Source organism: Bacteroides salyersiae (assembly GCF_031172035.1).
Classification (GTDB): Bacteria; Bacteroidota; Bacteroidia; order Bacteroidales; family Bacteroidaceae; genus Bacteroides; species Bacteroides salyersiae.
In genome coordinates this window covers 1,690,836-1,707,064 of sequence record NZ_CP133452.1, presented here as the reverse complement: position 1 = coordinate 1,707,064, position 16,229 = coordinate 1,690,836, and the positions used below count along the sequence as shown (strand labels likewise).

8 protein-coding genes are annotated in these 16,229 nt (G+C 40.7%); all 8 read right to left on the bottom strand.

Going from position 1 to position 16,229, the window contains the following annotated elements; genetic code table 11:
* Position 1: 1 nt before the first annotated feature.
* The 8 genes from RB604_RS06195 to RB604_RS06160 all read right to left on the bottom strand — a co-directional run bounded on the left by RB604_RS06195 (position 2) and on the right by RB604_RS06160 (position 16,229).
* Positions 2 to 2,488, bottom strand: a complete 2,487-nt coding sequence (locus tag RB604_RS06195; RefSeq protein WP_224203721.1) for a phosphodiester glycosidase family protein — start codon at positions 2,486 to 2,488, stop codon at positions 2 to 4.
* Between the two features lie 31 nt (positions 2,489 to 2,519).
* Entirely contained in the window at positions 2,520 to 4,964 is a 2,445-nt protein-coding gene (locus RB604_RS06190; RefSeq protein ID WP_055293404.1) for a phosphodiester glycosidase family protein, read from the bottom strand.
* 73 nt (positions 4,965 to 5,037) lie between these two features.
* Positions 5,038 to 7,476, bottom strand: coding sequence for a phosphodiester glycosidase family protein (locus tag RB604_RS06185; protein WP_005926923.1), 2,439 nt, complete (start codon positions 7,474 to 7,476; stop codon positions 5,038 to 5,040).
* 147 nt (positions 7,477 to 7,623) lie between these two features.
* Positions 7,624 to 9,078 carry a T9SS type A sorting domain-containing protein gene (locus RB604_RS06180; RefSeq protein WP_005926925.1) on the bottom strand — a complete coding sequence of 485 codons (1,455 nt, stop codon included), beginning with the start codon at positions 9,076 to 9,078 and terminating at the stop codon, positions 7,624 to 7,626.
* Between the two features lie 52 nt (positions 9,079 to 9,130).
* Complete coding sequence (locus tag RB604_RS06175; RefSeq protein WP_227096841.1) at positions 9,131 to 11,950, bottom strand: family 10 glycosylhydrolase; 2,820 nt, start codon at positions 11,948 to 11,950, stop codon at positions 9,131 to 9,133.
* A 72-nt stretch (positions 11,951 to 12,022) separates the two neighbouring features.
* Complete coding sequence (locus tag RB604_RS06170; RefSeq protein ID WP_005926930.1) at positions 12,023 to 13,681, bottom strand: PKD domain-containing protein; 1,659 nt, start codon at positions 13,679 to 13,681, stop codon at positions 12,023 to 12,025.
* Between the two features lie 13 nt (positions 13,682 to 13,694).
* Positions 13,695 to 14,540, bottom strand: coding sequence for a hypothetical protein (locus tag RB604_RS06165; protein ID WP_055293402.1), 846 nt, complete (start codon positions 14,538 to 14,540; stop codon positions 13,695 to 13,697).
* Positions 14,541 to 14,567: 27 nt separating this feature from the next.
* Positions 14,568 to 16,229, bottom strand: a complete 1,662-nt coding sequence (locus RB604_RS06160; protein WP_005926935.1) for a SusD/RagB family nutrient-binding outer membrane lipoprotein — start codon at positions 16,227 to 16,229, stop codon at positions 14,568 to 14,570.

The following is a 16,229-nucleotide window of genomic DNA, read 5'->3' as shown; positions in this document are numbered from 1 at the left end:
ATTAACGTTTCATGCATTTGAAAACAGCCGTTTCAGTCCCTTTATAAACTTTCAACAGATACATTCCCCTTTCGAGGCCACCATCATTCAATTTAAACTCACCTGTCTGACAAATACCCAGATTTTCCATTCTAAGCTTTCTTCCGGCAATCGAATAGATTTCATAGATTACCGGAACACCCTCATCCATAGCCAAATATAGATAAACACCGTCTGTACCATTCCATATTTTCATTTCATTGCTACCGGCTTCATCAGGCATCAACCCGACTCCCTGATCATCATAAATCAAAGTAAACTCTTTCAATTCAAATGTATATTCGGTACCCACACTATGTCCGGAAGCGTTCAGAGTAAATTTCAACGAATTAAATTGGAGAGGCCAGATAGCCATATCATTAGGATCCGTCACTATATCAGACACAGGCAAATAGATTTCATTATCCTCATTCGCCTTTATATCCGAGAATTCTTTAATGACAGCATAAGACTGATTATTCGGCAGGAGATCCAGTACGATTTTATTTAAAGGCAGTTCGTGAGGATTAAATACAATCTTCAATGCCTTAGGCAAACTATACAGGTTTATCTTCTTCGTCAATTGAAAATACGGAGAACGGGTTGTTGCATAGGTATAATTTATGTTCAGTCTATCATTTCCGCTCATCGAAATACCTTTCAAATTGGAAGTCAACTTCAACAAAGGATCGGTAAAGTCAATTGCCGGTAACGAACCTGCCTGTGGTATCTCGACATTCACCTTTAAAGAACCTTGAAAATCATTCATCGTACCGACTACTGTAGAAGTACCATTTGCAACTGCAGTCAATATGCCTTTCTCTATTTTACATACATTTTCATCGGCTACCACCCAATTCAAAGCATTATGATCAATCAATACCTTATTTCCCTCCAGTGTGGTTTGTACTTCGATCGGATAGGCTGTTCTTGCATCCAGAAGTACCGAATCCAGACGAATAGCCAAATCTGCAGCTTCTTTTACCGTGACTTCTTGAGCAACCTCCAAGTCACCGTAATGAGCTGTCAGAATACCGGAAGAAGCCGTTCCCGAAACAACAAAATTACCGGCATCATCAATATGCCCAAGTTCCGGAGAACAGGAGAATGTCACTTCCTCCAGATTTTCCTCCAAAAGGCGGTCATACCGGTTATATCCCATCACGACGGGTTTTATAATTCCATGTCTGGGCAACTCGAATTTATAATCCAAAAAACGTAAACGCTCAATCTCCGGAGATTCCTGAGACAAATCTACCACCAACCAGCCATTGCCTACGGCGCGTTCTTTTCCATCCGAAGGGCGATTGGCTACTTTGTTGTTTACTATTATTTCTGAAGAACCTCCTCCATCGAGTCCTATGGCATCTGCCGCACCCCAATGTTTCAAGATATCACATACCTCTGTTGTGGTCAAGCCTCTGGAAGTGGAAGTTTTCCCATCTGCCACCAAAAGATATACCCAGCGTTTATCTTTAGATGCTCCTACGGCCGTACGCGGATATGGAACAGCATTGTAACTTTCAGTCGTATTACGTTCGGTCAATACACCATCATACATCAATGCCGTATTTCCTCCTATCATTTGTTCTATTTCCGGGTACGTACCAAAGTTCACACAACGTATTCCCATATGAATGGAAATTTCCTGCCCTTCAGTCAAATTACGCAAAAAGGCCCTGGACTTTTCACTTGTTCCCGAGAGCACACACTCATCGGCGGCAATCGGATTGCCCCCTTTGTTTTCAAGCCTCCGCCCGACTATACATTGAACAGGACTATTTACTTTCCATTTTTCCCCTGCGGCCAATTTCAAGTATACTTCCGTACGTTCTACCCCATACATCTCACTGAAGTTTTCATCCTGTCTGGTTCTCTCTCCTGCATAACGATTGAAGAAAGTCAAATCACAAGCATCACAATCGGCACGGGGGATGTTGACGTGCTGGAATTTATAAACTCCGGCATCCCCGGCATTCACTGTCCCCTCAAATTCCATATGGTCGAATACCGGAATATTATCGGCATCTATCGTAGCAAATCCCCACCAAGCATCCCGTGGTTCACGTTGTATCTCCCCATCTCTGATACTCCCCCCACGAGGAGCTCCTAATGGAAATTCCTTATGATCCGTTACGTTAAAGAAATCACCATTGATTCCACAATAAGCCTTATGCCCTTCATACGTCAGACGCTCACAGGCACGAGTCACCAATTCCGTCCCCGGTATGCTGTCATTAGCCAAAAATGTTTCGATTTTATTGTATGGATTTTGCATATCCAATTTCAAGATATAGGCATAAACCGGCATATCCGGAATATAAAGGGAGGTATAGACTGCTCCGGGGCCCACGACTTTATGTTCAAGGGTATCCACGTAATACGGTTTATCGGTAATCGTTATATATCCTCCGGCATAAACCCACTGTGCGCCGCAAAGCAACAGTAATCCCCCTAATATTTTTTTCATCTTCATACTATTAATGTTTAATATCTCTTTATTAATGATGAATAATAAGTTTGATAGTCTCTGTTTCACCATCCACTGTGATTTTCACCAAATAAGTACCATTATCCAGCCCGTTTGTCGGCAAAGCAAGATTTCTTCCATCGCATATTCCATAATTCCTGTAAGCAACCTGCCTCCCGGAAGTCGTATAGATTCTTAAATTTACACTCGACCGCCGATCCGTCTGTATATTTAAGAACGCCTCCCCTTTGGCCGGATTCGGATATACGGAAAAACGTTCCGCCTTTTCCTGCCGATCGAAGCCTACCGTCATATAATCATATACCATCATCATCTCTTTAATCTGTATCTTATTGGGCCCAACCGGATTATCAGATGTAAAAGCAAACCTCATTGAACGGAAATGTATAGGATATCCGGCCAAATCATCCACATCCGATAAAATATCAGAAATTTGTATACTGATCTCTTTATCTTCATTCTTGGGTATTTCCTCAAATTCATAAGGAGTATAAACCGACTTATCATTTGAACGCAGAGACAAAACGACCTTGTTTAAACCGGCATTTCCAGCATTTAATACCAATCGGATGGAAGTAGGCAGACTATATAGGCAAAAATCATTCGTCAACTCTATATATGGAGACCGGCCGGTACTATAAGTATACTCAACTCCATCCGGCACCAGTACTATATTCTTCAGATTCGAAGTACTTTTAACCGTCCATGAAGGTGTGCCCAACACAGGCATAGCCAATGTAGATTCAACCGGAATTTCAACCTTTACTTTCAATGTACATGAAAAATCGCCCAACGAACCATGAATATAAGTTACACCGTTTGACAGTCCTTTCAGTACCCCATTCGAAACCGAACACACAGAGGGAGCATCAATCTCCCATTGCAATAATTCCGAAGCAATCTGCTGTGTTTTACCTTCCACCTGAGCTAACAATTCGATGTGATACTCTGACTGATGATTCAGCAAAACAGAATCCAACCGCAATTTATAAACAGATTCGACCAAAGAAACCGGTACCGAAGTTTTCACTCCATTGTATTCCGCCGTCAATGTTCCGGTTCCGGCAACCTCTGACCCTACAAAATTTCCTTCGTCGGTAATGTGACCGATCTCCGGACTACAGGAAAACGAAACACCTCGCAAATCCTTATCCAAGAGATCGCCATATTTATTGTAAGCATAAACAACAGGCTTCAAAAAGCCACACGTCGGTAATGCATAAGATACCGGTGCAAAAGCCAATGAAGCAACTTCCCGATCAGCAGGAGCATTTGAGACAACCAACATGCCATTACCGACAGGACGCACAGCACCATCCGAAGGAGAGTTCTTGACTTCTCCGTTTACAATCATGACAGAAGACCCACCTCCATCCATATTGACCGCATTCCAAGCACCGATACCTTTGAATATATCACCAAACTCAAAAAGTGTAACTCCCCTTGAAATACTTTGCCGCCCGTCTACTTCGACTAAATAAACTTTCGTACTGTCTTTGGAGAATCCAATCCCGGTACGGGGATTGGCCGATTCATCACCTTCATAACGTTCTCCGTCTCTTAATAGAATATGGTCGCTCCCTCCCATCAACTCCTTAAAGTCGGATAAATCCCCCGGGTTATTTCTCAAATCAGTCTTAAGATTTATAACCAGTTCGTCGCCCGTTCGCAAAGTTTTCAAGAAATCAGAAGAAACCCCTCGCCCATGCAACACGGCCTTTCCTTCCGGAATCAGACTGAAACCTTTATTTTCCGTAACTTCTTCCACAATACAAGTTATCTCCTTGTTCGCAGAAAAGAAAAAAGTTTCTCCCTTCCGGGGAGCTATAACGACTTTCGTACCCTCTTTTATCCCGCTGGTATGTGTTCCATAAGCATTGGTGTAGAGTGTAAGCAAATCCGTCACTTCCGGCTCCCATTCCAAACGCTGCATATTGACCGTGTGTAACCGGGTCGTCTGATTTTTACTCTTCACTGTTCCCGAAAAATCAATCCGATCGATATAAGGACGGTTATCTTTATCCAGAACAAAAGCAGCCCGGCCCACAGGATTAGTTATACATTCATTAGCCGTAAATTGCCCGCTACGTGGTATACCGATCTCTACCGGATCAATAAAAAAATAGAAATCACCATTGGTCGCCGCAAAAACGCTATGTCCTTCGGTCGATTTACGTAAAGCCATACTGGTAGGGCGTTCGGTTGCCACAGCACTGTCTCCGCCCAGGCATGTCTCCAACATTACATTCGGATTCTTCAAATCAATCTCGAGTACATGAATTTTTAAGGGAAATTCCGGTAAATCAACATAAACATACTCCGTACCGGGCCCTACCCGATGTTTATAAATTAATGTGTCGATACGATAAGGCTTATCGTTTATCGTTATGTACTCCTGGGCAATCAGGCAAGGGCCTAAAAGTAATAAAAACAATATAAGTAGTATATTCTTCATTCCAATTATACTTATCGGTTAAAACAAGGTGATTTCTCCCATTTTACCACAATAAAATGGGAGAAAAAGAAACTCATCTTACAATCAATTTCAGAGTTTCACACTCACCGTTATCCATACAAACTTTTACCAAATAGAATCCTGATGCCAAATTAGCAACCGGAATTTCCAACACACCTCCTTTTATATTATCAGCAGGAACAACATTTTGCAGTTGTCCTTCCGAATTAAATACTGAAACATCCGTTATACTCAACTCGTCCGTTTTCAATGCCACATAAGCCCGCCCATCGACAACCGGATTAGGATAGACCACTAACGAAGAGAGTAACTTTAAAGAAGAAACACCTACAGATACCTGCTCATAAACCAACTCCATATTTTTAATCTGAATCACATTCTCCCCGATCGGATTTCCAGATGCGACAAACGGAAATTTTATAGAATTAAAATGTACAGGGAATAATGCATGCTCTACTGTCTCTTTCGAAAACCATTCTTTCATTGACAATAAAATCTCCGTATCTGCATTCTTAGACAACTCATTGTTATATTCATAGATAGAACTGGAGGTTGCCAAATTCTCCTTACCGGAAACAACTACTTTCGAAATAGCAGCATTCCCCGGATTAATAACGAAACGAATCGCCTCGGGCAGGCTATAAAACTCAAAAGCATTTATCAATTCGATATAAGGAGAACGTCCCGAAGAGTATGTATACTTTATACCATTATCAAGCAATTGGATATCCTTTATATTTGAGCTTGATTTTACGCTCCAGGAATCTTCTTTCAAAGGTAAAAGTGTAGCTGTATGCGCCTCAGGAATCTGAACTCGTACTTTCAAACTACATTTCAGGTCATCCAAAGTGCCGTGAATCAACGTTTCACCGTTTGAAAGGCCGTTGAGCACTCCGTTATCTACCGTACAAATAGCAGGATCATCTGCCGTCCATGTCAATGCATAAGGAGCTAAAGGATATTTCTTATCGCCGATAAATGCATTCAGTTCAATCGGATAACCGGCAAAACCGTCAACGATTACAGAATCCAGTCGAAGTGCGATCGATTCCTCTTTCAAATATTTAATACGTATAAATGTTTCCAATTGATTCCACTTCACCTTTATCAATCCATTCTGGCTACCATCGGCAAAGAAAGTCCCGTCATCTTTTATAGTCCCCACTTCCGAATCGCACTCATAAATTACATTCTCCACATTCAGATCGATCAACGTACCATATTTATTATAGCCATAGATAACCGGAGTAAATGAACCGTATTTAGGTAGTGCTACCACCTGCTCAAAAGGTAATATCTCCGCAACCTGATTATCGGTTTCTGCAAGGTTAACAGCAAAGATTCCATTCGAAACAGCACGTTCGCGACTATCGCTCGGCTGGTTCATCAAACCGAATTTTTCTACATAAAGGCCACTCGACCCACCACCGTCCAGATTTAAGGCAGTAGCAGCACCGGCACTCTTCATTATATCTGCCAGATGCTTGGTAGTCACTCCGCTCGAAATGGAAGAACGGCCGTCTACTACACAAAAATAAATTTTATTACCATCAGCCGAATAACCGACAGACGTACGCGGATGACGTTCCGCCCAATCATTTTCCTGCACAATACCATCTTTCAAAATAATCCGGTCGCCTCCCACCATAGCCGTAATCTGGGAAGCCCTTCCTCCCGTCTTATCCACACCGATAAAAAGAGTGATTTCATCACCTTCTGATAAAGTTCTCAATGGTTCGGCGGCAGTACCGTGCCCGGACAAGACAGCATGTTGCGGCAAAATATACATATTGCCTTTACCCTCAACAACACTCACCACTTTTGCTTTCAAAGTTTTATTAATGCCCCATTCCGTACCCGGTTGTAATTCCACCAGTACCTCCACGCCATATGCATTAGTATGTGTATAGTTTCCGTTTAATGTATTATATAGTATTAACTGATTTTCTTTTCTACCTGTATTCATCCCGTTTATCGGATAATCTTTTCCATCTATCGAACAAACACTGTTAGTAAAAAGCATGTTATCGATCAAAACTTCTTTTCCGGAAAAAGCCAGATGCGGAGTCTGCGCCGGAGTCCGTCCCATTTGTCCTTCAACAATACTCCCATGAACCGGATAACCGATGTCTCCGGATGTTGCAAAAAAATCCGCATTTGTCCCTCCAAAATAGACTTTTCCCTCCTTGCTCTTTCGTTGGGCCATCGAGGTTATCCCTTCACAAGTTATCAAAGAGTCTTTTCCATGTACAGCTTCAAAAGTTATGTAGGGATTCGTCGCATCTACCTCCAGAAAAAAAGTCCGGAGTCTGACACTGGAAGTATAATAATGCAGAGCAGTATAATAAGAGCCGGGACCTACCTTAAAGTGGCTCAAAGTATCAACTTGATATTCTGTCCCTCCAATCATGATAGTAGTCTGAGCACGACCGGCATTATCATAATTCAGAAATAGAAAGAAAAATAATAGCAGTACTGATAGTTTTTTCATAATTTTATTTTTCAAGCTAAAAGAAAAAGAGATAAAAAAAGAGCTGCATCAAGTAATTACATACCTGTCTTCAACAGTATATTTTTACAGATACAGCTCAATGTTTCAAAGGATCTCATTGGGGGATGAGATGCTACGAAGGGTCATTTATTCAACAACAACCTTAGTATTCAAGACATTTCCGGCATTCTCAGCCTTCACGATATAAAGTCCCGGAAGAACTTTAACAAAGGTAGTATTTGCCTTTTCTACAATCTTCCGTCCTAACAGATCATACACCTCGATATCCGCATTTTCAGTCAGTACAATCTCTCCCTTGGTTGAAGTCACCCGCAAAGTAGGCACTTTATTGCCTTGCAAACCGACCGGTACACGATCCGGGTGAAGCTTATCCAATACTGAAGCCAGACCAAAATCATAAGCTACCGCACCGCCACGATTACAATAAATCACAATACGTGCAATACCGGCGGCTTCATCTACTATCACGCGAGGAAGAACCGTACGTTCAGGATTTGAAATATTACCCATACCCTGTGCCGGCAGATTATAAACCAATTTCATAGATGAAAATTCCATTGCATCATTCAAAGACACCAGACGCAATCCTGTCTGAATAGCATCCAATTGGTTAGAAATGCTATAAACAGCATAATTGACTCCACCCAATGAGAACTCCGCTACACCATTATTTCCGGCACTCATCGGCTGGATAGCATTTCTGGTTGCCTCGTCTGCGATACTGGCAAAACTATCGGCAATAGTACCATCCATATTATAAAGAGTGGCAAAAGAAGAAAAAGCATCCATATAAAACAGATCTTCATTAACCGGACAAACACGTGTTCCGTAACTATTGGAAACAGCGCTGGACGGATAGTAGGCCGTAATAAAAATCTGATCCGATTCATCCTGTGGCTGAAGTACACCGCCGACATAACGCCATCTCAAAACCGTCTTACCATATAATTCATCACCATTGGATGTTGCAGAGAGAAGGTATCCATCGCCATTTACCACATCGCCGTATACCCCGAAATAGTCAAAACGTCCCTCAAGTCCTTCAACTGTAGCACTCAATATATTCTTCACACTACCGTCTTCCAGATTTACAGCCCAACATTCGGCCGGAGACACGCCAATATTCGTACTCATTCTCCACAGCAACACATTACCGGCAGCATCCACCTGAATGTCATTGGCCTCATTATCACGAAGGATCGGATCCCCCTTATCGTCATTGCCATGATTCCAGATATCATCACTCACCTTTACTACTTTCTCCTTCTCACCGGTCAATGCACTATACACAATAATTTCGATTGTCGAACTGACAAGTTTATCATCCACCTTTACGTCAGTTCTGTTAGGAATCAACATTTTTGTTCCATCGGCAGTAATAGCCATTCCACGAGAGTTTGCACCAATCGTTCCATAACTTTGATTACCCATAGCGGTATACCATCCCCACAAAGGGTAAATACCATATTCCTCAACATTCGGATACAAACTAAGATCTTCCTGACCCACTTTCGGGCCATCTTGAGCATTCACTGTAATAGCTCCTAACATAAAAGCAGCTCCAAGTAATAACTTTTTCATAATACCATTTTTTTTAATTAAACATTAAGTGAAAATATTCCAGTTCCAAGAATTAATTCAATAATTTCAAGGTCCATAATTGTCCGTTCAGAACAACTCTCAATAGATAAATACCTTTGGGAAAATCACCCAAATTCAAGGCGATTTCTGTTTGTTCGTCAACAGACCGATTAAGGCAATAGGTTCTTCGTTCATTTCCCACAACGTCAAAGAGAGAAACAGAAAGAGTATTTTCGCCGGTTACAACATTTACTTTCAATAACTGATGGACACCGCTTCCCAGAACCAATACCTCTTGAACTGCCTGTTCCGTAATAACCGATGTAGTACCCAACCAATTAAATTTAACTACCGGCGACCAATCCGTCTGACCGTCTTTATAATTCGCTCTTACTTTCACATAATAGGTTCCGGTAGCCAGATTTCCATAATCTACTTCATATTTAAAAGCAGCAGAACTTCTGGAGGTAGTTCCGCGAATCGGGAAACCCGGATCTTTAGACAAATGTGCCTGAAAACCGGTAGCATAAATATTCTCGGCCCACTTTATCAAAACCGTATTCCCCGACAAATCTCCTTCGTCTACCGGCGAAACAATTACAGGTACATCAGGATAAACCATTTTCGTGGTGAAGCTCACAGCGCGGGTTTCCACCTCCTTTTCATTCAATATGGCTTTTACTTTCACATAGTAGGTGGCCATTGGTAATAAAACTCCTTCCGGAACAGCCGCCGTCCCCCTATCAATCAATTCCTCCGAATAAAGTATCACTTTATCATCAAAAGTATATTCGGAAGCTACCAAAACGATGTACTTCGTATGAGTGCTATCAAAAGTTCTCCACTCGATCACAGGAGCCACCTCTGTATCTACACTTCCCATTTCCGGAGAAGTAACGGCAAACATGACTGGAATAAAAGGTTTACTTGAGGATACCGCATCCTTATATCCCGCCTTATGAGTAACCACCCGCCAATAGTAAGTTTTGCCTGATTCGAAATCTGGTATCAGATTCGTAGACAGTTCATTTCCATCTATATTTTTACGACTATGTATGATTGTGAAATTTTCATCTTCAGCTATTTCCAGCGTATACCAATCGGCAGCAACAGCTTCCCATGTGAAATCAAACGGAGTCATAACCGACTTACCATCCACCGGATAAGTAAGAGTAGCGGGAATTCCATCTTCCTGTTCTTCCTTATTCATAACCACAGGTGTATATTCATTTCCGTATCTATCAAAAACCGCTACGGCAAATGTTACCGAACTCATATCCACTGATTCAGGAATTACAAAGGAATTCGTATACGAAGTTCCCAATAAATAACGTGAAGATTTAAATACATCCGGTTCCGAAATTTTATCTGTTGGAATGCCATATATCGTATAGCGCACATTTTCATTCGATGAAACCCAATGAAGTACCCCCCTGTTTAAAGTAATCGAAGAAACAGGAGTCACTTCCGGAGCCACCTTCCAATCAATGGCTGGTACCAAGGCTTTTTCCGCATACCAATATTTCTGTAAATAAGGAATCACTCCCTGTACGTTTATGATATACTGGGTAGAATAAAAAGCACTTCCCGGCGCCCCGTCATTCGAACTCTTCCGGTTACAATCAATTTGCAATCCCAGTTCCTCGGGAGAAATGGAGGCACGGGTTTTCACAGAAAGCTTTTGGTTTTGATTCCAAATCATACTCTCTATATTTGAAAGTCCTGTGGGCATTTCCGCATCATCGCCATCCTCTAAAAGAGACCGTGTATAAGAAGAAGGTTGAATACCACTTACACTATGACTGCTATAAAAATGTCTTTTAAAGCTAAATGCCAAATCAGACCACCACGGACAAAGTACTCTATAGTCTTGTTTCGGATAAGTAGTAGGCCAATACAATTGCGGAGATATATAATCTACCGTACCTTCCTTCAGCCATGCCACCGGATCACAATATATTTCATCGTACATATTTCCACCGCTTATTCCCGGAGGTAACACAATACCTTCTTTTTTAGCAGCTTCCGAATCGGTAGTCCATATGCCGAACGGAGAGATCCCAAAAGTAACATAAGGTTTGGTTTCCTGAATCATATGATATACCGAAGCCACCATCTTTGCAATATTTTCTCTTCGCCAATCGGCTAAAGATTGGTTTTCCGGTTTATATTTTTCTTGGGAATCCAAATCCAAATCTTCGGGTGTCCCGCCATAAGCATAGAAATAATCATCAAAAACAATCCCGTCCACATCATAATTAGAAACCACCTCCTTCACAATATCTGTAATACGCTGACGAACTTCCGGTACAGCAGGATCCATAATTGCATTATATACCCATTTCCCATCCGAATTCAGATAGGGAGGATATGTCAATATCCAGTCAGGGTTCGTCTTTCTATAATCTCCCGCTTCTCCGTCCCAATAAGTAGAAGCAGTAGAAAAGCGATAAGGATTCATCCAGGCATGTACCTCAATACCACGTTTGTGCCCCTCTTCTATGACAAACTCCAACGGGTCATATCCCGGATCCATACCACGGGTTGCCACCAAATCTGAAGACCACGGTTCATAAGACGACTTATACATGGCATCGCATCTCCCTCTTATCTGAAAAAAGACGGTATTGATATTGGCAGACTCTAACTTATCCAGCATATCAGTCATCAGTTTTTTCTGTGCATCAATCTGGGCTTTATCACCAGTTTTTGTTATTCTTATCGTAGTAGCAGGAGTGGTAGAAAAATCTTTCGGCCAATCCAAAGACCAGACTGTAGCCAACCAAGTGGCACGCATTTCCCTTTTAGGAGCCTGCGCACTTATCGCCGTAACAAAGCAACAGAAAAATAATATTGAGTATAGATATTTCATATATATCATTTTAAGTAGTCATTAAAAGATGCACCGGTTATACTGGTATGATAACCGGTACACTTTTATTCATTAAAATAATTTTGATTTTTTATTATTGATTGCTACACCATATATTTCAACACCTTCCAGCACAGTTTCCACTTTGTAGGCAGATGTTTCCGAATCATAAAAACAACGCATCAAACCAGATCTTACAGAGGAAGAAGGATCTGCACGGAATCCAAAATAAACAGAGCCGTCTTCCGGATCCAAAACCATCTGACAAATGTCGACATACTCACTGGTGCTACCTTCGCTATCAGAGACAAGCTCCTGTACGAGATAGTCCTTGATTTTATTTTGTAGTGGAGCTTCCCCCGCCGATTCATTAGGAATATCCGCCATCGGTATAGCATAAATGCCACTGGTTGCCCCTTCACGAACAGCAAAAAATACCATTTGGCGTTGTTCGTCGATAGCCAATGACTTAATAAATAATCCACCAGCCGTTATTCCACTTGCAGGAATATCAGAACCTCCTATATCCGAGTCTTTAAAACGGAATATTCCCAAGTTGTTATAGGTTTTAGGCCACCACCAGGTTCCATCGTTTAGTCGTGTGAACGAAGTATTCATAGCTCCCCAACCAAATCCCTTATCATAGTATCCTAATGAAGTGTTCTGTACAAAATAAGCATACTTATCATTGGTTATATCCATTTGCAGGTTTCGTTCAGTCAAAGCCAAACGGCGAATACCTGTATTTCTATCAGAATAATACAACATTTGCTGGCTTTCATTTATATACCCGAAATGTGGGTCATTAAAAGCTGTTCCCTGATTATTCGTCATCATCGTTTCTACAGTACTGCCATCTCTCGATATTACAGAGATTTTACCATCACCCAAATTTTCATCTACATCATCTATATAGCCGATTTGTTTTCCCGCATCCAGGACATAAAGCAGCGAATCTGAAAATAAAATATTAAAAGGATGTTGCCCGGATTTCACTCCCAGATCAAACGGATATACTTTTATATTCTCCGGAACATCTCGTATCAGCTTCAATGCATGTAAATTACCTTTTTTCACCGCATAATAAAGTGTTTTAACCTCCTCGGTATATCCTACAGGAATCTTAATCACTCCTTCCTGTAGGGCACGTCCACCCAGTCTCACCTTCAATACGACTTTTTGTGAACCTACATTCAAGAATTTCATTTTACCCGGATTTTCCTTATTGGAGGTGCTCAAAGGATTCATATTTTCATCAACTGTTCCTTCTGGAAACACCCACTCATATTCCACAGTCTTATTATCCGGATTCGGTAAGTCCACTGAAAGTTCCACAAAAGTTTTATTAACCTCACATATTCCGTCTATCTCACCCATCGATACTGTCGGAAATATATCGCTGATAAAAATTTTGTTCACCCTTTTCCCACCATTTTCAACGGTGAGAGATACATTATAATTTCCCGCCACTTCGTATTTATGGATTGGATTTTCTTCATTGGAAACAGGAGTGCCATCACCAAAATCCCAAGTACAGGCGCCTTTTACAACCGACGTGTTTGTAAACTGAATCTGAGATCCTACCAAATAATCAATTTTATAATCACCGATAACCTCGTACTTAAAATTCACATCGTCACTCGGAAATGTTTCAATATCCGGATCATTCTCTACACAAGCATAACATATAAATGAAAATGCCAATATCAATATATATTTAAGATGTCTCATAGCTCAATCAATATTAAATAAGGTCTATTTCTTTTTTTTCTGAAACTCCTATATTACCAGCCTTATCAAAAACCTTATAAGCCGCATTCAGTTTATACGCTTTCAGATACTCCAATTTATAAATCATGTTACTCTTATCAAAAGTCAGTTCCTCAAAAGGTATTGCAAAATACTTCCCCTTTACATACTCTTTGGAATCATCTTTTATAAAATATTCCATCTGCTGACTATTTTCATCAAAAACCGAATCTGTACAGTTTCTAAACTCATCGGTAGTCATGACTTCTAAATCCACCATCAACTTTCTGAAATCAGAATATTTTTCTTGCTTTTCCAATTCAACATACAAATCACGCTGAAATACAGTTGCAAAAGTATCCGGAAACAACGTGGCATATTTTTCGGCATCGAACTCCGTTATTTCCGACCATTCTATCGGCTTCAAAGTGTTACTGGAAGGAAAAGAGGCCGTAGTCACATAGGCCCTTTTATCCGAATTCCAGAACTCTTCTTTAAACTCATAAGAAGCGATCTTTTGGAATTCACGAATCAAAGAAGTCACATCCACACTTTTGGTATACGTGAATGTCACACTCGGACAAGTTGCTTCAAGGGTTATATGTTCATTAACATCATACCATACCTCCATATGATCAATATCAATGTTTTCACTGCTGTAAAATTGCGCTGTAAAGGCTACATTACTACCCGCAGATACCGTACTTGAAGGGATTTCCCAATAAGTAGTCGGGGTCACATGACCTATACTTGCCCAATCATCTACCGGATCATTCTTCTCACAGCTACAAATAACCATAGCCAAAAGAGGAAGTAATATCAATATTTCTTTCTTCTTCATTTCTGTATAATTTTATTATCCCAATTTCTATTTATGACTCCCGTTATTAATAGCCCAAATCATAGGTTTCTTCAACCACTCCGGATTTTTATAAGCACCTAAACGCTCCAGTTCTGCTCTATTATACTTTTCTTCTGTTTCCGGATCATAATTCAAACGCTGTATCCAGACATCAGCCAAAGTCCCATCCGGATTATAATCAATACACCAATACGGTTCATACAAATTATAGGGACGTTTAAGAGTCGGATAAATAGTAATGCCATCGTAAGTAATGCCATTCTTGTCATTGCTATAATTGTAGCGACGCATATCCGTCCAGATTTCCGGTTGTAAATACATACATACATATTTCTGACGCATAATATGTCCGATATTGAAATCCGTCTCCGGTAAATAAGCTACATCTTTCAGATAATTTCCTGTATACTTAGGATTACAATTAAAACGTTCGAAACTTTTTTCCACAGCTTTTACAGTCCATTCTCTGGAACCTGTTTTATCACCCTTCCAATACAACGCTTCTGCTTTTATCAACATCAATTCTTCCGTTAAGAATAAAGGTATATATCCGTCATTTTTGGTATAAGGATTTACTGTTTCATCAGTGGTATTCAATGGAGAAGCACAGTATAAATCCGGATAATGACTTTCTTTTGCAGAAGCATCCATACCTATATTGCATTCCAGATAGCGAAACGCCGTTCTTCCGTCAGCTCCTTTCCGAGGTTTCATCAAAGCCTCCATACGCGGATCTTTCGCATATCCGGTTCTGGGATTTACCGAAGCAAAAATTCCGAACATATCGTCCATCAAATACTTCGAAGGAATGGTTTTATCCAAATCATTCGAACGACTTTCCCAACCGCCAATCTTGGGTTTTGCAGGTCCCCATGGAGAATTTGCCTCTCCGACTCCTCCATCAAACTTATAAATCGGTTCTTCCCAATCTTCCGTTAAAGCAGCGTCTACAGCAGCAATAATTTTTTCACAAGCAGCCTGATTATTATCCCAATTAGGCAATTTACGAAGTAAAATACGCGCTTTTAATGCATATGTAAATTGTCTCCATTTCTTCAAATCACCCGAATAAATACGGTCCATCTGTCGAGTTATCGCAATATTGGCCGGATTCCCCGTAACAGCAGCATTGTTGTATTGGGCCAATAAATCGTCCACCTCTGTTAACATCCACTGATAAATAAATTCCTGCGTATCATACTTTGAAGCAGTTGCCTGATAAGCTTCCGTCAATGGCATATCACCAAAGGCATCTGTAGTCAGTTGAGTAGACATTAAACGAATGGTACGCCCTATCAAAGGAAAATTCGTATACCCTGCTTCTTCGGCAGAAGCAATCATTTCGTTAAAATTCACACCTATATCATAATAATGTCTGCGCCATTGAGGATGACGATTCATAGAAAGAAACTCCCATCCACCTTTATATGCCGTTGAATTGACCTGACTCCTGCCACCCGTGGTAAATGCCTGAGCCAAATACATATTATATTCTGCATGATCGTAGTTTGTCTGAGCAGCATAAAAAGTCAAAACAGGCAATATTAAATCGGCAGAGACACCAGACACCGTATCGTCACTCCTATTAACATCCAAGTAATCATCACAAGATGTGAATAAGATAGAAGTACACAAAAATGCATATATCAAATTACTAATTTTTTTCAT